The organism is Donghicola tyrosinivorans, assembly GCF_003003355.1.
Classification (GTDB): domain Bacteria; phylum Pseudomonadota; class Alphaproteobacteria; order Rhodobacterales; family Rhodobacteraceae; genus Donghicola; species Donghicola tyrosinivorans.
On the sequence record NZ_PVTQ01000013.1, the window covers coordinates 90051 to 106704 of the forward strand.

The window sequence follows — 16654 nt, forward strand, 5'->3', positions numbered from 1 at the left end:
TCTGGCCGGTCTTAGGCGACGGCGCGGGTGGTTTCGGGATCGAACCAGCGGATGCGGTCGGATTGCGGGGCAAGGGTCAGGGTATCCCCCGGTTTCACGGACAGATCGCTGTCCAACACGGCGCGGAACAACGCCCCATTCACATCGCAGGTGACCAGCAGATGGGCGCCCAAGGGCTCGATCACTTTGGCAACAGCTTGCAGCCCGTGATCGGCAAGGCGCAGATCTTCGGGGCGGATGGCGAATTTCAACGCCTTTGGGGTCTGGGGTCCGTCCAGAACCTGCCCTGCCACGGCCCATCTGCCCCCACCTTGCGGCGTTGCGGGCAGGAAGTTCATCGGCGGATTGCCAATGAAACCGGCCACGAATTCGGCGGCGGGATTGCGGTAGACCTCAATGGGCGAGGCCGCCTGCACAATGCGCCCCTGATGCATGACGCTGATGCGGTCGGCCATAGACATGGCCTCAACCTGATCGTGGGTGACATAGATCGCGGTGGTGTTGCTTTCGGCCAGAACGCCTTTCAACTCGGCCCGCATCTCCATCCGCAAAAGGGCGTCAAGGTTCGACAAGGGCTCGTCCATCAGGATCACGTCAGGCTCCATCGCCAGAGCGCGGGCCACGGCGACGCGCTGACGCTGACCGCCCGAAAGCTCGCCCGAGTAGCGGCCCAGTAGCTGTTCGATGTGCATCAGGCCCGCAGTGCGTTCGACGCGCCGTTTGACTTCATCATTGGGCAGCTTTTTCATCCGCAGGCCAAAGCCGATGTTTTCGAACACCGTGAGGTGCGGAAAGACCGCGTAGTTCTGGAACACCATCGCAATGCCGCGATCCTTGGGCGGCAGATGGTCCACACGTTTGCCGCCGATCCAGACCTCGCCGGTGGTGGCGGTCTCAAGCCCCGCAACGATCCGCAAAAGCGTGGTCTTGCCGCAGCCCGAGGCCCCCAGAAGGACCACGAACTCCTGATCCTGAATGGTCAGGTTGATGTCATGCAGGGCCGTGTAGCTGCCAAAGCTTTTGGCGACGCCCTTGATCTGGATTTCTGCCATTGTGTCAGTCTCCCTAGGACAGCGCCGCCTTAGCGGTTCGCAATGCCCCACATAGCGAAAAGGTACTTGCGGACGGCGAAGATGAAGACCAGCGCCGGAACCACCAGAATAAAGCCGCCCGCGAATTTCAGATGCAGGGGTGCCTCGCCCAGTTTGGCCAAGAGAAAGGCCGTCAGGGTGCGGTTCTCGATCGTCAGGACGGCGGCGGCGAAGACCTCATTCCATGAGATCACGAAGGCAAAGATCGCCGAGGCCGCAATGCCGGGCAGGATCAGCGGCAGCACCACTTTGGTAAAGGCGGTGAAGCGGGTGCAGCCAAGGGTCCACGCGGCCTCTTCCAGTTCAATCGGGATGCCCGAGAACAGCGAGAAAGTGATCAGCACCGCAAAGGGGATCGCCAGCGTGGTATGCACCAGCGCAAGGCCGATGGCCGTGTCATCCAGCCCCGTGCGAATGAACATCACCGCCAAGGGCAGCGCCAGCAGCGGCAGCGGAAAGGCCCGTGTCAGCAGCACCAGCATCCGGAACAGCCCCTTGCCGCGAAATTCGAACCGCGACAGGGCGTAGCCCGCAGGGGCCCCCACGGCGATGGACATGATCATCGTCAGCACCGCCACCACGACCGAGTTCTTCAGCGCCTTCAGCATGCCCTCATAACCGGCAAAAAACTCAAGACTGCCCCAGTCGAATTCGGGAATGAACGGCTTGGGAAAGCTGTTCACCGTGTCCGGCGACGAGAGGGTGTTGATCAGCAGGAAATAGAGCGGCACCAGCACCCACGCGCACAGCAGCGCAACCGAAGCAGCATAAAGGTAATGCCCACTGCGACGCTGCGCGGCGCCTGATGAGACATCTGTCGCGGTCATATGGTGGCTCCTTTCGGGACGCGCAGGGCGCGTAGGATGATCAGCGTGAACACGACCGAGATCGCCAGCACGATCAGCGCAAGCGCCGCCGCGCCGCCGCCGTTCATCAGGTCAAACTGGTAGGAATAGATCTGCCCCATCAGCACAGGGAACAGGGTGCCCCCAAGGGCCACGACCACGGCGAAGACCTCAAACGCCAGCACCACCCGCAGGATCAGCGCGGTTTGCAGCGACGGACGCAAGAGGGGCAGTGTGATCTTGACGAAACGCTTCCACGGGGAGGCGCCAAAGACCTCGGCCGCCTCATAATATTCCTTGGGGATCAGGCCGATGCCCGCCACCAAGATCACCAGCATGATCGCCGTCGCACGCCAGATTTCCGCCAGCGCAATGGCCGCGAAAACCAGCCACGGGTTCTGATAGCCCAAGAGCGTAATCGGCTGATCCACCAGCCCCAACCCCGTCATCATCGAGTTTAAAAAACCCGACTGTTCAAAAATCGCCAGCCAGATGATGCCTGCCGCAAGGTCCGAAATCCCCAGCGGGATCGTCCAGACATAAAGCACCAGATCGCGGCCCTTCTGCATCCGGTTCACCATTGTCGCCATCAACAGCGCCAGCGCCAGCTGCACCGGCACCACGATGGCGGCCAGCAGCATGGTGTTCTTGAGGGAAATCGGGAACTTCCAGTAGCCGACCACCTCGCGGAAGTTATCCAGCGTAAAGCCACCGCCCGTGGTGAAAGCCTGCTTGGCCACCAGTGCGAACGGGTAGAGAAAGAACACCCCCAGAAACAATGTGACTGGCAGGATCAGGACGTAGGGCAGATATCGCGGAGTCATGGAACCTCTCCGTGCCAACGGGCCAAGGGGCCGTCGGGGAATGGGGTGTTCGGGCCGAAGTTGGCCCGAACCAGATTAGTTTAGCGCGATTATTCGACCGGACATGCGCCTTCGGACGGCGCGTCAGGTGCCCAACAGGGGGCGCCGGTCTTTTCCATGATGCCCGCCAGCGTGGACTTCTGATCATCCAGCACCGCGCGGATGTCCTGACCGCCCAAGATGATGCGCTCAAACGTGTCGACGAAGACGCGGTTGAAATCGCCGCCCATGTCGCCAAGCCCCGCAGGCAGGAGGCCGGGGTTCGCATCAGCCGCGCCGCTCATCTTGGCAATCGCATCGCCCGATGCCTTCACGGCGGGGGGCAGATCGTCCGGCAGATCAACCGGCACCACGGGGAAGAAGTTCGTGGCCTTCAGCGTCGCAATCTGGGTTTCCGGCTGCATCATGTATTGGACCAGCGCCTTGGATGCCTCCATGTCGGGCGCGGTCTTGGGGATGGCCAAACCTGCCAGCACCGGCATAAAGCCGCGCCCCGTGGGGCCTGCGGGCGCGGGGAAGGCAACGAAATCATCGGGACGTTCATTGAACGCCTGCGCCAGTCGCGAGGTATGGTCAAAGACGATCCACGCATCGCCCGACAGCAGCTGCTCTTGCAGGAACGAGAAGTTGGTCGAGGCCGGATTGGTGTGCGACCACAGCTCGCGGAACTTTTCCCACGCCTCAACCGCCGCGTCCGAGGCAAAGGTCCGCACCACACCATCCGTGTAGGACGGGTAGAGATAGCCTTGGAAGAAGCGGTGCTTCAGGCCCTTTTCCCCAGCGGGAAAGCCGAATTTCTTCTGGCCGGTGCCCTCTTCAACGGCGGCGGTCCATGCGATCAGCTGATCATAGGTCAGCGCGTTGATATCCGCGCCTTCGGGCAGATATTGCAGCGCCTCTTTATTGGCGGCCATGATGTAGCTGGCCTGCATCCACGGCAGGTACTGCATCTGGTCGGTTCCCAGCATCGCGAGGCTGTTGAATGTGGCGCTTTCCGCCGCAACACCCAGATCGCCAAGGTCCACCAGATCATCGGGATTCATGGCGGCAAAGTTGCCGTGCAGGGCGCCAAGCACCTCGATTGTACCTTTGCCCGCCTGCAATTCCGCCTGCAAACGGGTCAGCCACGGGCCGTCCTCATTCGGTTGATAATCAACGGCGCTGCCATAGCCCGCCAGAACCTGTTCGCGCATCGCCTGCGCCTCTTCCACGGGGCGGGCCTGCGTTGACCAGAACAGGGTTTCAGCCTGCGCCGCAGCCGCCGCGCACAGGATGGCAAGGCCAGAGGCCATACCGGAGAATTTGGAACGAAGCGTCATGGAGTCCTCCCTTTCATGACGGAACACACCAGCCTCCCCGCTGATGTGCGATGTCGTTCAGCCGTCTCCCTTTATCCGGCGGAGATCAGCGGAACCTTTAACCAGAGTCGCCCGCTTTTTGGGCAGGACGAGAATCCTCCGGCGTGAGGCTAAGCTTGATATAACGATATACCTTCCGTCAATCAGAATCTGTATGTGAATTGCATCAATTCATCTGACAGACTCCATATCCCTGCGGAAAATCTTGATCCTGACGGTGTTTTCCGCCACAAAAGATGCCTAATCGTTCTATCAAATGAGGCATGATGTCGGGCAAACCCACTCTGGCAACGGTCGCGAAAGAGGCGGGGGTTTCGATCCCGACCGTCAGCCAAGTGCTGCGAGGAACCGGCCGGATTTCAGAGCAGACCCGCGACAAGGTGATGGCTGCCGCCCGCAAGCTGCACTACGTCACCGACCAGCGCGCCGCCGCCATGCGGTCGGGTGAAAACCGCGAGATCGGCTTTGTCATCAACCAGTTGATGAACCCCTTCAACGCCGAGGTGGTCAGCGGCGTGGTCGATCTGCTGGAGGACGAAGGCTACATGGTCTCCATCGTTGACACCCGTGACGATGCTGCGCGGCAAGAACGGCAGTTGCAGGCCTTCATCCGGCACGGGCGCGGGGGCCTTTTGTGGGTTCCGGCGATGAACACGCCCGACAAGGCGTTCGATCTGCTGGCCGCCCACGGCATTCCCACGGTCACCTTTCTGCGGCACGTCCGCCGTGATCTGGACCACGTGGGCATCCGCAACGCCGAGGCCACCGGCGTGGCGACCAACTATCTGGCCGACCTTGGCCACCGGCACATCGCCTACTTGGGCGGGACCGATATGACCTTTGTGCGGCGCGACCGGATCGCGGGCTACAAGACTGCCATGGCCGAGCGCGGCTTGGGTTCCGGCCTGATCTGGGACTCTGAGGACAACAAGCGGGCGGGCCTTGATTCCATGACCGCCCTTATCCGCGCGCATCCCGAGATTACGGCGGTGGTCTGCAATGGCGACGTGGTCGCGATCGGGGCCAGTCTGGCGCTGACCCGTCTGGGGCTGAAACCCGGCAAGGATGTCTCGGTCATCGGGTTCGACGATATTCAGGACGCCGCTGTCGCGACGCCGCCGCTAACTACCATGTCAGTCTCGCCCCAGAAACTGGGCCACCGTCTGGCCCGTACCCTGCTGGACCGGATCGAGGATCCACAAATGCCGCCTACGGTGTCAGAACTGGCGGCCGAGCTGGTGGTGCGTGACACCACCGGCCCTGCCCCCACAGCTTAAGTGGTTTTGGCTTGGGCTTGGGCGACCGGAAAGCCACGTTGCTTGCCGGTCTGGATCAGTACCACGCCGCCCAAGATCATCACCAAAGCGATCAGTTCGACGGCAGTCACAGCCTCGCCCATCGCGGCCCCGATGATGACCGCAACCAGCGGCGCGAATAGGTCGCGCCCGCCGCCCGCACCGGCCCGTCATCGCTGCGCGTCCGCCACCAGCGCCGCAAGGCGGTAGAACCCGTGCGCCATTTTGGTGAAGGGGGCCAACAGGAAGAACGCAAGAACTGCCCCCAGATGCAACGCCAGCAGCGCGGGCATCAGCGCCGTTTGACCCAGCGCATAAAGCGCCAGACCACTAAGCCCAACAAAACCCAAGAGCCCCACGAAAGCCAACTCTGCCCCAAAGGCCGAAGGTGCACCAAAGGACCGATCCGATCGCAGCTTTAGCCGGATCATCGCGCCGCAGCCTGCGACCAGCAGCAGACCGCCCGAGTTTCCCAGAATTTTCGGCAAGGACAGCAATCCATAGGGCGCGGGCATCCCCAGCGCATAGTGCATCACAGTCGCCACGCTGGTCGCGGCAAAGCACAGCAAGAACCCGTACATCACAGCCTGATGGGCATGGCGGCGGGCGTGCGAGAACCGGTCCTGATCCTCAAAATTGCACCCGTCCCCATGTCCGCCCTTCAGGTTCTTCATCCGCGCGGCTTGCCCAAACGCCTGCACCAAATGAGACAGTTTCACGGGCCGACCACCGACCTGCCGCCAGTAGCGGCGCAGGCTGATCCCGATGCTAACCAGCGGGAACAGGAAGGCGGGCAGGAAGATCGCCACCATCGCGTTATGAGGCAGCGCGGCGTAGAAGCCCTCGCCACCAGCGGCGGGCAAGGCCCTTAGGGCAGCAAAAAGCAGGGCAAAGCCGATGACCGTCGCGACGGCGATCAGCATCCCGTTCTTTTGAAAGGCCCGGCCAGCGGCTTGGGGGAAGGCCAGCTCTTCCCAACTGCTCTGCCGCACATTCGCCAAGGCCTGAGGCAGGTTCAGATCAAACTCATGCGGGGCAGTGTATTGGCAAGCGTAATAGCAGCCCCGACAGTTGTGACACAGGTTTGCCAGTTGCGTCAGGTTCCCGTCGGCAAAGGCCCGTTCCGCGTGCAGGGCGGGGAACACGGAACAATAGCCCTCACAATAGCGGCAGGCGTTGCAAATCTCGGCCTGACGGCGAGCTTCCTCTAGAACCTCAGTGTGCGTTTGCATAAGCGGCGGCCTCCTTGCCTGCGATGCGTCCAAAGACGGTTCCGATGGTCATGCCGAAACCGGCCAGATAGCCCTGCCCCAAGATCGAACCGGCCATCGTCTCGCCTGCAGCCCAAAGGTTGCGCACAGGCCCCTGCCCGACCGAGCATTGCGCCCGTTCGTCAACCTTGAGCCCCAGATAGGTAAAGGTGACGCCGGTCCGCAGGGTGTAGCCGTAGAACGGCGGCTGGGTGATCGGGCGCGCCCAGTTGGTTTTCGGCGGGGTCAGCCCCGTGGTCGAGACCCCGTCCAGTTCGGTGGGATGGAACCCAGAGGTATCCCCGCAAGCGGCGTTGAATTCGCCCACTGTGCGCTCTAGCCCGTCGGCGGGCAGGCCCATCTTTTCGGCCAGTTCGCGCAGGCTGGCGGCTTTGATCGGCGGAAAGACCGAGGGCATGAAGAGATCAAGGGATTTCGCGTCAATGATCACATGCCCGACCTGATCGGGCTGCGCGGCCACCAACCTGCCCCAGATGGCATAGCGTTTGGGCCAGACGTCCTCGCCTTCGTCATAGAACCGCTCGGCGTTCTGGTTCACCACGATGGAAAAAGGCACACAGTCCAGCCGCGTCACAATCCCGCCGTCGAACTTTGGCGCGCGGCCATCGATGGCCACCGCATGGCATTGGGTCGGATCGCCCACTTGGGCGATGCCCTGATCCAGCAGGTCCGCCAGCACGACGCCGCGGTTATAGGGCGTGCCGCGGATCAGAAAGTTCTTGGCCGCAGGTCCCCATGCCCGGGCCAGCCAGTCGGTGTCCGCCTGAAACCCGCCCGAGGCCACCACCACCGATTTCGGTGTGATCCGGTGGGTTTCGCCCATATGCGTGTAGTCAATGTATTCGACCTGATCACCGGCCAGATGCACATGGGTCACAGCGGCCTCATACAGCACCTGAACCCCCAGCTGCTGCGCCGTCCGGTAATAGGCATTCACAAGGCTTTTGCCGCCCCCAAGGAAAAACGCATTCGTCCGCGCCAGCGACAGCGTGCCGGAGAGCGAGGGCTGGAACCGCACACCGTGGGCCTGCATCCACGGCAGGCATTCCTCTGACGTGCGGATCGCAAGACGCGCCAGCTGTTCGTCGGTCTTGCCGCCTGTGACCTTCATCAGATCGGCAAGGTATTCTTCTTCCGAATAGCTTTCGACCAGCGGCCCCAAAGGGCCTTGGTGCATACAGCGAAAGTTGCGTGTGTGGCGCGAATTGCCGCCCCGATAGGCTTTGGGCGCGGCCTCCAGAACAAGCACGCTTGCGCCCGCTTCAGCAGCGGTCATGGCGGCGCAAAGGGCCGCGTTCCCGCCCCCGATCACCACAATGTCGGGATTGGTCGGGGAATGACTTTGGGTCAAATCGGTCTCCGTCTTTTCAATAGGTTAGTCCCATGCGGGACGCTCAGCCTTGGCCAGAGAGGGCCTTGATCGCACGGCTGATGCGCTCATGCAGGATGGACAGATCGGCCTTGTCAGTCGGGTCGGTGCTGATGCGCTGGCACACCTCGGCGCGGATGGCCTCAAGGTCGCGGCGCATGTGGCTGAGTTTTTCGTAATAGGTCATCGTCGGCCCTTCGCTTTAATGGGACAGCAGAACCGGAATCGTGGTTCTGGACAGGATTTCCGAGGTCACGCCCCCCAGAAAATCCTCGCGGAATTTCGAGTGTTCAAAGGCCCCCAGCACCAAAAGCGAGGGATCATGCTTGGCGCACCACGTCAGCAATGTCGCGGCGACCGGATGGGTGTCGGGCCAGTCTTCGTGAACCGCCGAAACGCCATGCCGGTGCAGGTGGGTCATCAAATCATCGATGGGCCAGCCGCTGCGCGATCCCACCGTCAGCACGCTGACGCGGCCATCGGCCTCAAGCAGGCGCAGACTGTCGGACAAGGCCCGCGCGGCGGCCCGTCCCCCGTCCCACGCCAAGGCCGCATGGCTGTGGTTGGCCCCCGCGTCATAGCCCGCCGGAACCACAATCACCGGCCGGCCCGACAGCAATGCGATACGGTCAGGGTGCAGGGCCACATGTTCATCATCGGCCTCATCGCGGGTGCCGACGATCAGCATGTCATAGTGGCGTGCGGCCTCGGACAGAACCGTATCAACACGGCCCGCAACCGAACGCAGATGCAGGGTGCCGGTCAGGCCAAGGGCGGCGCGCTCGGCCTCGAATGTGGCCTCGATCTGGGTCAGGATGCTGGCGTTGGCAGCCTCTAGCAAGGCGCGGGCCTCTTTCGGGATCCAGCGCGAGCGGCGGTCGATGACCTCATGCCCGCTGTGGGCCAAAAGGGCCGTGACATGGGCGTCGAAACGCTTGGCCAAGGCCGCCGCATAACGCAAAGCGGCCACAGAGCCGGCGGATCCGTTGAAGGCCACCAACAGGTTCATCATGGGCATTTCAGTAACCTTTCCAGATGCTTGCAGGCACATAGACGCGGCCATCGGCCAGCTTGCGGGCGGTGCGCAGAATGCCTGCCGAGTTCAGGGTAAAGTGGTTGTTCATGCCGAAATCGATCAGCACATCGATAGTGCCCGAGGCATGTTCCAGCACCACATTCGCAGGGCTTTGGGTGGGACGTTGCAACAGCCCGTCAGCCACCGTGCCGGGGGTCAAGGCGCAGGCGGCCAGACATTGGGACCCCGTCACTGCCATCGACGGATGGGTGTTCCACGGCATGAAATAGCGCGTGCAGATGGTGCCGCCGTCCTTTGCGGGGGCCAGAAGGCCGAACTTTGGTGTGACGGATTTCGACACGTCTCCCATGCCCATGGCCGCGCCTGCTTGCAGGCGGATCGCCTCCATTCTGGCAAAGAAGGGCTTGTTGCTGTCCAGCTCTTGCACGGTTTCATAGCCGGTCAGGCCAAAGTCGGCGGCGCCGGCGATCACCATGGGCATGGCGACGTCCATGCAAGTGACCTCGATCCCGTCGAAGGTGTCCCGCAGCTTGCCTGTCGGCAGGAACGCCCCCGTGGATGATCCGACCACCCCCATAAAGTTCAGGGCAATCGGTGCGGCTGTACCGGGAACGCCTGCAATCTCAGACAGACCATCATAGCGGATCATACCGCCCGGCGTCTGAACCCGCGCCAGCACCCGCGCCCCTGTGTTGACGGCGCGAATTTTGACTTCGGTCTCATCGAAAGCGGGCGTGACCAGCCCCATTTCGATGGCGGCGGGACCGACGCCGGACAGGATATTGCCGCAGGTGGGTTTGAAATCGACCAAGCGATCCTCGACCGAGACCTGCGCAAAGAAATAGTCCACGTCGGCCCATTCATCATCGGACGGAGACAGGATGGCGACCTTGGTGGTGACCGCCACGCCGCCGCCGATCCCGTCGATGTTCGACGCGTGCCCCGCGCCGACCACCGCCATCAGAACCTCGGCCAAAGTCTCGCGGTCTTGCGGTAGGTCGGTCAGGTTGAAATACGGCCCGCGCGACGTGCCCCCGCGCATGAAGACATAGGGAATACCTATCTGTTTCATCTGCTCTGCTCCGGAGATCATGTCAGGGGCCACGGCAAGGTGGCGGCCTCTTGCAGCAAGCCGGGGGGGAAATCGCGGTTCAGCGCACCACCCATGACGCACATCAGGGCGATGCCCGATGCGGCCAGAACCAGCGTCTTGCCCCAAGGGGTCTGCGCCCGCACCCGCAGGAAGGTCACAAGGAAACCGGCCAGCGCCAGAATAAAGCCCACGAAATAGGTGGCGATGATCAGCCCCGCGAACCACGCCAGCGTACCCCAAAGGCCGTAAGGCGCATCTGCATCCTCGCCTGCGGATTCCTTGTCGGCGAACAGGGCGTCCGTCTCGGGGCGCAGGATCATCTGCACCAGCAGGATCAGCAGGGCGACCAAGGTGACGCCTCCGATGAACAGCGGCACGATCTTGTCGGTCAGGTTGTAATCGGGGATCGCGTTGGCATTGATCAAAGCGGCCACAACATAGGCCATGATCACCAGCAAAAAGACGATCGGCGCCCGCTTCGAGCCGGACTGAACTGCCCCTTCGGCCATGATTGATTTCGCCTGACGCAGGCCAAGCACCACCGAAATCACGGTCACAATCAGCAGCACGATCACAATGGGCGAGAACAGATAGTCGATGCCCTCTTCAAAGGATTTGCGGAACCGGAAGGACGCGATCTGGAACGCCTGGTTCGAGAATTTCTCGACCGGATTGGACAGCACAAAACCGATCAGAAAGGCAGGGCGCGACCAGTCAAAGCGGCGCAGGAAGATGCCGATCAGGCCGATGGCGAACAGAGCTAGGATGTCTTCGAAGTTCTGGCCCGACTGGAACGCGGCAAAGGCGATCAGCATGAACAGGAACGGTGCCAGATAGGTAAAGCGGATCGTCGTCAGCTTTGCGATGCCGCCCGAAACGGCGATACAAAGCAAGGTGCCCACCACATTCGCCAAGGCCAGCAGCCAGACGATAGAGTAGGTAATATCAAGGTTGTCGCGCAGCATGGCGGGGCCGACCTCGATATCGCCGGACCCCAAAAGGGCAATCGCGCCGATAAAGATCGCCATTGAGCCTGACCCGGGGATACCGAACAGCAGGGTCGGAACCAACCCGCCGCCCTCTTTCGCGTTGTTCGAGCTTTCCGGCCCGATCACGCCGCGGATCTCGCCCTTGCCAAAGCCGGATTTGTCCTTGGTGGTCTGCACTGCGTGGCCATAGGCGATCCAGTCCACGACCGATCCCCCCAGACCCGGAATAACGCCGACCAGAACGCCGATCAGCGAACAACGGATCGACAACCACTTGTGTTCGAACCAGTCGCGCACACCGTCCATCCAGCCCGCGCCAAGGCTGGCGTCCTTGGCGATAGACCGATCCTGCCGTAGCAGCGATACGATCTCAGGCACCGCAAAGATGCCAAGACCCACGATCACCAGTTGCAGCCCGTCGGTCAGGTAGGGAAAGTCATAGCTGGCCATCCGCAACGACCCGCCCGCATCCGCAATGCCGATGGTGCCGATCAACATGCCCAATCCGGCGGCTGCCAGCCCCTTCAGGGCCACGCGCCCCGCCAGCACCGCCACCATCGACAGCCCGAGGATCGAGATCATCAGCATCTCTGGCAGGCCGAAGGCCAGCACCAAGGGGCGTGCGATCACGATGAACAAGGTCAGGAACAGTGCGCCGACCAGCCCCCCGAAGAGCGAGGCCGTGAAGGCCGCCGATAGCGCCCGCGCCGCTTGGCCCTTGCGGGCTAGGGGAAAGCCGTCCAGCACCGTGGCCTGTGACGCCGATGATCCGGGAATACCCATGAGGACGGATGAAAACGTGTCTGAGGTCGGCACCACGGCCACCATGCCGATCATCAGGGCCAGACCCAGAACGGGCTCCATCCCGAACATGAAGGGCAGCAGCAGGGACAGGCCCGCAATGCCGCCCAAACCCGGGAAAATGCCCACGGCAAGGCCCATAACGACGCCCAAAACCAGATAACCCAGAACAATAGGTTGCAAAATAAGAGCCCATGCGTCGGCAAGCGCCGGCAGGGCGGTCGCGAAGAGATCCATCGCACCGTTCTTTCGGTTGAATTTTTAGGAGGTATGAGGGTGCGCGGGTCCGCTCAGGGACGGACCCGCAGACGCGCCGATTACTCGATCGTCACGCCGTAAGAGGTCTTGAGCCAGTCAATGACATAGGCTTTGGCCTCGGGGGTTACGGTGGTCGCCTCATGGGTGGCCTTGACGGCGCCCTCGCCCACGAACATCGGGTATTGGCCCACTTCGTTCGACGAGATTTCCTTGAAATCAGGACGGGCACGCACGGCCTCGAAGGCGGCGACATAGGTGTCGATCACCTCTTGCGGTGTCTCTTTGGGCAGGAAAGCGATTTTCTGGGACGGGTAGCCCGAGATAAAGAATGCCTTCCACGCATCCCACGCCACGCCTTCGGTTTCACAACCCTCTGTCGCGGCGCAGACCTCTTTGAAGGACGGCATATCGGGGAAGGTCGGATCACGCACGATCATGCCGTCTTCATCCAATGCGCCCCAGCTCATCATCGGGACGGCGGTGCCTGCGGCCACCAGATCAGCGGCCCCCGAAATGTAACCCGAAGAGGTCTGGTAATCGATGGTCGCCTCGCCCCGTTCGAACATCAACCGGCCATCACCACGGCCCTTGATGCCGAACACCGGCTCGACGTTCATACCCAGCAGCTTCCACGCCAGCAGTGGCACCAGATCAAGGCCCGTGGCCCCTTGCGAGCCGAAAATCAGGTCCACATCCTTCAACCCGTTCGCCGAGCCATCGAAGTTTGCGCCGTCTTCAGGGTTCAGATAGGCCACGCCCCCTGTGCCGGTTGCCATGACCGGAATCCAGTCATTGTATTCGTAGCGCACGCGCGGATCGCTCAGCAGGTAGGGGAACTGGGTTGATCCCGACGATCCGAACAGCAGCGTGCCATCCTTATGTTTTTGCTCCTGAAACCAGTTCGCCCCTTTGGTGGACCCGGCGCCCGGCATGAATTTGACCACAACCGTCGGCTGGCCAGGCAGTTCCTGCGCCAAGAGCGGCGCAAAGAAGTTTGCCCACTTGGCCGAACCGCCGGTTTCCGAAAACGGGATGACCCATTCAATGGTCTTGCCGCTGAAATCGACCTCGGCAAACGCAGGGGCCGCGGCAAAGGCAAGAGCAGCAACAGAGGCTGCAAGATGCTTGATGGTCATTGGTGTCCTCCCTAGACCTTAACAGTACCGAACGCGTGTCCGGTGCACTTGATGTTCTTTTCCCGAGGGATTGATTCCCTCCTCCAACGGCGTCACCATGACGTTCCAACCTTGCGCGAAACTTGCGCATCCTGACAAAGAAGTAATCATGCGCATCGCAGTCATCGAAGATAACGAGGCTTTGGCGAACGGGATCGCCTTTCGTCTGCGGGACCGTGGCCACGCGGTTGATCTGCTGCATGACGGACAAGAAGCCGACGCCTTTCTAGCGCAGGAAGGGGCCGATCTGGTGGTGCTGGATCTGAACCTGCCCTTGATGGACGGCATTGATGTGCTGCGTTCCTTGCGCCGACGCGGGGACAACACGCCCGTCATCCTGCTAACCGCCCGTTCCGAGACCGCCGAGCGTGTGGCGGGTCTGGATGCCGGTGCCGATGACTACCTGACCAAACCCTTCGAGATGGACGAGCTTGAGGCCCGCCTGCGCGCGATGGCCCGCCGCAAGAACCTTGAGTTTTCCGCCTGCGATACCCTTGGCCCCTTGGTGTTTGACCGCAACGGGCGGCAGTTGCTTCAGGATGGTCAGCCCATCGACATCCCGCGCAAGGAAATCGCCACGCTGGAATGCCTGCTGGAACGGCGCGGGCGGATCGTGTCGAAATCGCAGTTGATTACCCATGTCTACGGAACCGGCTCTGACGCCGATGACAGCGCGATCGAGCCCCATGTCTCGCGTCTGCGCAAGCGGCTGGAACCCTTTGGCATCCGGATCAAAACCGCCCGCGGCCTTGGCTATATGCTGGAAATCGGCAGTGTCTGATAGACCGCAGGCAAAGCCGCAAAAAGCGATGTCATTGCGGATGCGCCTGTTTCTGGTGATCCTGCCGCCACTGTTGCTGGTCTCGGTCATGTTGGGTATCTGGCGGTTCAAGGCCGCGCAGGACACCTCGGAAGAGCTGTTCGACCGCAGCCTTCTGTCCGCCGCCCTTGCGATTTCCCGCGATGTTTCGATCTCTGACGGGGATGCCCTGTCCCCCAGCACGCGCAGCTTTATCTCGGACGCTGGCGGGGGCGAGATCTTTTACCACGTCACGGGGCCGGGGGGCTATTACGTGACCGGCTACGCCTATCCACCCCGCTCTGAGCAAGCCGTGAACAGCGATTTGCCAAGCTATTACCTTGCCGATTATCGGGGCGAGGAAATGCGGGTTCTGCGCATGACCGAAAGCAAGACCATCGGCAACCTCTCGGGCGAGATTGTCGTGACCGTCTGGCAAAGGGTCAGCGACAGGCAGGCCTTTGCCCGCGATCTGGCATTGCGGGCCATCGCGCTAATGGGCGGGTTGATCGGGGCGCTGACCTTTACGATCTGGTTCGGGGTGCAGGTCGGCTTGCGTCCACTGAATGACCTGCAACAGGCCATCCGCCGCCGCTCGCCCGATGATCTGGGGCGCATCCGGCGTCCGGTCCCGACCGAGGTGGCCGGTGTCGTGCAAACCTTGAACCGTCTGTTCGGACAGGTGCAGGACAGTATCGAATCCCATCAGGCTTTTATCTCTGACGCGGCCCATCAGTTGCGAAACCCCGCTGCTGCGCTGCTGGCGCTGGCCGAAACTTTGCCGGACGTGAAAGACCCCGCCGAACGCGCCCTGCGTGAGGCCGAGTTGATCGCCGCCGCCCGCGCCTCGGCGCGGCTGGCGGATCAGCTACTGTCGCTGGAACGGCTGCGCTACGGCTATGATGGCGCCATGACGCGGTGCGATCTGAACGTCGTGGTTCGCGATATCTGCCAGCGCCTTGCGCCGGTGGCCCTGTCCCGCGATCTGGATTTCTCGTTCGAACCGTGTCCCGAGCCGCTTTGGGTCAACGCCGATCACGTACTGATCGGTGAGGCAATTGCCAACCTGATCGAGAACGCCCTGCGGCACGGCGGCCCGTCACTGACGAAGATCGCCGTTCGCATCTTGCACGAACAAGACAGGGTTGTGGTGGTGGTTCAGGATGACGGCATCGGCATCCCCTTTGATCAGGCCGACGTTGCGTTCCGGCGGTTCTCACAGCTGCGCCACGGCGAGGGGACGGGCCTTGGTCTGGCGATTGTCGAGCAAGTCATGCGCACCCACGGCGGCAGCGCCCGTCTAGAGCAGACTGAAAAAGGCACCTGCGTGCGGTTGGAACTGCCCGCAGCCGCGTTGCCTCTTGCCGAAGAGCCCGCGCAAGCGGAGCCCGAATAGCTGCACTTTAAGTCCAAAGTTGGCTAACAGTTTGGTCATACTCCCTTAGGGCCGCCGCCGATAGAATCAAGTACCCTCGTCAAGTAAGGAATTCAGACGCCAACTCGGATCCGGTTAGAGTTTTCGCAGATATCTCAGGAAATTGTTGATGAACGGCACGTAAGAACGCCTAGTCACCTACCGAAATGACCTACCTAGCACCCCAAAGAGTAGGGCCTTTTTGCAAACCATGTCTCGTATACCGTTAGCCTAGATTTCACAAAAGTAGAAGGTCGGCATGCGTTTCAAATACAAACTGGGGCTGGCGCTTCTGGCGGCTGGTATGATCCCGATCGGGGTGGTCTCCAAGCTTAACCTTGATGACCTTGAAGCGTTTTCCAGAGCCGAGGCGATCCGAACTGCGGAATCCAGCCTGGTTCAAAAAGGGAAATTCGTTTCTTCCTACTTTGACAGCATGATCGACTTTGGCGAGGTGATCACCGCCAGAGATGAACTGCCAACAGAGATCAGAACCCTTATCAAGAACGCCGGCTACCTTTTCAAACGCGACGTCGAGACTGTCCCCAGCGAAGCCCTGAAAGCGCGCTACAAGCATCAGGCGGATAACACCAAATCCGCAACGCCCCAAGCCGCAGCGGAATGGCAAAAGAACCTGGATCCGCAGACGATCGCGCTGCAGGAACTATATATCGCGCAGAACACGCACCCGATTGGCCAGAAGCAGCTGCTGGATAACGCGAATGATGGCAGCAGCTATTCACGGCTACACGCCAAAATTCACCCCATGTACCGCCAATATCTGGAGAACTACGGCTTCTACGATATTTTTCCTGATCGAGCCGGAACAGGGACATATCGTCTATTCGGTGTTCAAAGAGGTTGATTTCGGAACCAGCCTGATTGACGGCCCCTTCGCTGATACGGCCTTTGGCCTTGCGGCGCAGCAGATGCTGAAAGACAAAGGTGCGCAGCCCCACATTGTTGTCGATTTCGAACCCTATGCGCCGTCCTATGG

At 61.4% G+C, this 16654-nt stretch carries 16 protein-coding genes; 4 read left to right on the forward strand and 12 right to left on the reverse strand.

Annotation, left to right across the window (positions count from 1 at the left end):
• Nucleotides 1-11 precede the first annotated feature (11 nt).
• The 4 genes from CLV74_RS16660 to CLV74_RS16675 all read right to left on the reverse strand — a co-directional run bounded on the left by CLV74_RS16660 (nucleotide 12) and on the right by CLV74_RS16675 (nucleotide 4118).
• Nucleotides 12-1052, reverse strand: a complete 1041-nt coding sequence (locus CLV74_RS16660; RefSeq protein WP_106267011.1) for an ABC transporter ATP-binding protein — start codon at nucleotides 1050-1052, stop codon at nucleotides 12-14.
• Nucleotides 1053-1081: 29 nt separating this feature from the next.
• Nucleotides 1082-1918, reverse strand: a complete 837-nt coding sequence (locus CLV74_RS16665) for a carbohydrate ABC transporter permease (protein WP_106267013.1) — start codon at nucleotides 1916-1918, stop codon at nucleotides 1082-1084.
• Entirely contained in the window at nucleotides 1915-2760 is an 846-nt protein-coding gene (locus tag CLV74_RS16670; protein WP_106267015.1) for a carbohydrate ABC transporter permease, read from the reverse strand. The genes CLV74_RS16665 and CLV74_RS16670 overlap by 4 nt, the downstream gene beginning before the upstream one ends.
• Before the next feature lie 89 nt (nucleotides 2761-2849).
• Nucleotides 2850-4118, reverse strand: a complete 1269-nt coding sequence (locus CLV74_RS16675; RefSeq protein ID WP_106267017.1) for an ABC transporter substrate-binding protein — start codon at nucleotides 4116-4118, stop codon at nucleotides 2850-2852.
• 305 nt (nucleotides 4119-4423) lie between these two features.
• Here CLV74_RS16675 and CLV74_RS16680 point away from each other — a divergent pair, with 305 nt between their 5' ends.
• Nucleotides 4424-5434 carry a LacI family DNA-binding transcriptional regulator gene (locus tag CLV74_RS16680; RefSeq protein WP_106267101.1) on the forward strand — a complete coding sequence of 337 codons (1011 nt, stop codon included), beginning with the start codon at nucleotides 4424-4426 and terminating at the stop codon, nucleotides 5432-5434.
• Here the strand turns inward: CLV74_RS16680 and CLV74_RS23400 are convergent.
• The 8 genes from CLV74_RS23400 to CLV74_RS16710 all read right to left on the reverse strand — a co-directional run bounded on the left by CLV74_RS23400 (nucleotide 5431) and on the right by CLV74_RS16710 (nucleotide 13405).
• Nucleotides 5431-5556 (reverse strand): hypothetical protein, encoded by a 126-nt coding sequence (locus CLV74_RS23400; RefSeq protein WP_281260665.1) that lies wholly within the window; start codon nucleotides 5554-5556, stop codon nucleotides 5431-5433. The two genes, CLV74_RS16680 and CLV74_RS23400, sit on opposite strands and share 4 nt — an antisense overlap.
• 66 nt (nucleotides 5557-5622) lie before the next feature.
• Entirely contained in the window at nucleotides 5623-6684 is a 1062-nt protein-coding gene (gene tcuB, locus CLV74_RS16685; protein ID WP_106267019.1) for a tricarballylate utilization 4Fe-4S protein TcuB, read from the reverse strand.
• Complete coding sequence (gene tcuA / locus CLV74_RS16690; RefSeq protein WP_245888580.1) at nucleotides 6668-7999, reverse strand: FAD-dependent tricarballylate dehydrogenase TcuA; 1332 nt, start codon at nucleotides 7997-7999, stop codon at nucleotides 6668-6670. Before tcuA ends, tcuB begins: the two co-directional genes overlap by 17 nt.
• Before the next feature lie 118 nt (nucleotides 8000-8117).
• A complete protein-coding gene (locus CLV74_RS22885; RefSeq protein WP_170108086.1) occupies nucleotides 8118-8279 on the reverse strand; it encodes a hypothetical protein in 162 nt (53 codons plus the stop codon).
• A gap of 15 nt (nucleotides 8280-8294) precedes the next feature.
• Nucleotides 8295-9110 carry a universal stress protein gene (locus CLV74_RS16695; protein ID WP_106267023.1) on the reverse strand — a complete coding sequence of 272 codons (816 nt, stop codon included), beginning with the start codon at nucleotides 9108-9110 and terminating at the stop codon, nucleotides 8295-8297.
• A gap of 1 nt (nucleotide 9111) precedes the next feature.
• On the reverse strand, nucleotides 9112-10200 hold the full coding sequence (locus CLV74_RS16700; RefSeq protein WP_106267103.1) for a 4-oxalomesaconate tautomerase: 1089 nt from the start codon (nucleotides 10198-10200) through the stop codon (nucleotides 9112-9114).
• Nucleotides 10201-10217: 17 nt separating this feature from the next.
• Nucleotides 10218-12248, reverse strand: coding sequence for a tripartite tricarboxylate transporter permease (locus CLV74_RS16705; RefSeq protein ID WP_106267025.1), 2031 nt, complete (start codon nucleotides 12246-12248; stop codon nucleotides 10218-10220).
• 80 nt (nucleotides 12249-12328) lie between these two features.
• Nucleotides 12329-13405: a type 2 periplasmic-binding domain-containing protein gene (locus tag CLV74_RS16710; RefSeq protein WP_106267027.1), complete on the reverse strand. Its 1077-nt coding sequence runs from the start codon at nucleotides 13403-13405 to the stop codon at nucleotides 12329-12331.
• Nucleotides 13406-13553: 148 nt separating this feature from the next.
• On the opposite strand from CLV74_RS16710, the gene CLV74_RS16715 reads away from it, so the two are divergent.
• The 3 genes from CLV74_RS16715 to CLV74_RS23210 all read left to right on the forward strand — a co-directional run bounded on the left by CLV74_RS16715 (nucleotide 13554) and on the right by CLV74_RS23210 (nucleotide 16522).
• Complete coding sequence (locus CLV74_RS16715; protein WP_106267029.1) at nucleotides 13554-14225, forward strand: response regulator transcription factor; 672 nt, start codon at nucleotides 13554-13556, stop codon at nucleotides 14223-14225.
• Complete coding sequence (locus CLV74_RS16720) at nucleotides 14218-15639, forward strand: sensor histidine kinase (RefSeq protein ID WP_245888575.1); 1422 nt, start codon at nucleotides 14218-14220, stop codon at nucleotides 15637-15639. The genes CLV74_RS16715 and CLV74_RS16720 overlap by 8 nt, the downstream gene beginning before the upstream one ends.
• Before the next feature lie 277 nt (nucleotides 15640-15916).
• Nucleotides 15917-16522 carry a hypothetical protein gene (locus tag CLV74_RS23210; RefSeq protein ID WP_245888576.1) on the forward strand — a complete coding sequence of 202 codons (606 nt, stop codon included), beginning with the start codon at nucleotides 15917-15919 and terminating at the stop codon, nucleotides 16520-16522.
• The last annotated feature ends 132 nt before the right edge of the window (nucleotides 16523-16654 follow it).

Excerpts from the sequence above, each read along its gene's own strand:
- CLV74_RS16700 (WP_106267103.1), bottom strand. The coding sequence starts at position 10,200 with ATGAAACAGATAGGTATTCCCTATGTCTTCATGCGCGGGGGCACGTCG.
- CLV74_RS16660 (WP_106267011.1), bottom strand. The coding sequence starts at position 1,052 with ATGGCAGAAATCCAGATCAAGGGCGTCGCCAAAAGCTTTGGCAGCTAC.
- CLV74_RS16710 (WP_106267027.1), bottom strand. The coding sequence starts at position 13,405 with ATGACCATCAAGCATCTTGCAGCCTCTGTTGCTGCTCTTGCCTTTGCC.
- CLV74_RS23400 (WP_281260665.1), bottom strand. The coding sequence starts at position 5,556 with ATGGGCGAGGCTGTGACTGCCGTCGAACTGATCGCTTTGGTGATGATC.
- CLV74_RS16670 (WP_106267015.1), bottom strand. The coding sequence starts at position 2,760 with ATGACTCCGCGATATCTGCCCTACGTCCTGATCCTGCCAGTCACATTG.
- CLV74_RS16675 (WP_106267017.1), bottom strand. The coding sequence starts at position 4,118 with ATGACGCTTCGTTCCAAATTCTCCGGTATGGCCTCTGGCCTTGCCATC.
- tcuA (WP_245888580.1), bottom strand. The coding sequence starts at position 7,999 with ATGACCGCTGCTGAAGCGGGCGCAAGCGTGCTTGTTCTGGAGGCCGCG.
- tcuB (WP_106267019.1), bottom strand. The coding sequence starts at position 6,684 with ATGCAAACGCACACTGAGGTTCTAGAGGAAGCTCGCCGTCAGGCCGAG.
- CLV74_RS16705 (WP_106267025.1), bottom strand. The coding sequence starts at position 12,248 with ATGGATCTCTTCGCGACCGCCCTGCCGGCGCTTGCCGACGCATGGGCT.
- CLV74_RS22885 (WP_170108086.1), bottom strand. The coding sequence starts at position 8,279 with ATGACCTATTACGAAAAACTCAGCCACATGCGCCGCGACCTTGAGGCC.
- CLV74_RS16680 (WP_106267101.1), top strand. The coding sequence starts at position 4,424 with ATGTCGGGCAAACCCACTCTGGCAACGGTCGCGAAAGAGGCGGGGGTT.
- CLV74_RS23210 (WP_245888576.1), top strand. The coding sequence starts at position 15,917 with ATGCGTTTCAAATACAAACTGGGGCTGGCGCTTCTGGCGGCTGGTATG.
- CLV74_RS16715 (WP_106267029.1), top strand. The coding sequence starts at position 13,554 with ATGCGCATCGCAGTCATCGAAGATAACGAGGCTTTGGCGAACGGGATC.
- CLV74_RS16665 (WP_106267013.1), bottom strand. The coding sequence starts at position 1,918 with ATGACCGCGACAGATGTCTCATCAGGCGCCGCGCAGCGTCGCAGTGGG.
- CLV74_RS16695 (WP_106267023.1), bottom strand. The coding sequence starts at position 9,110 with ATGCCCATGATGAACCTGTTGGTGGCCTTCAACGGATCCGCCGGCTCT.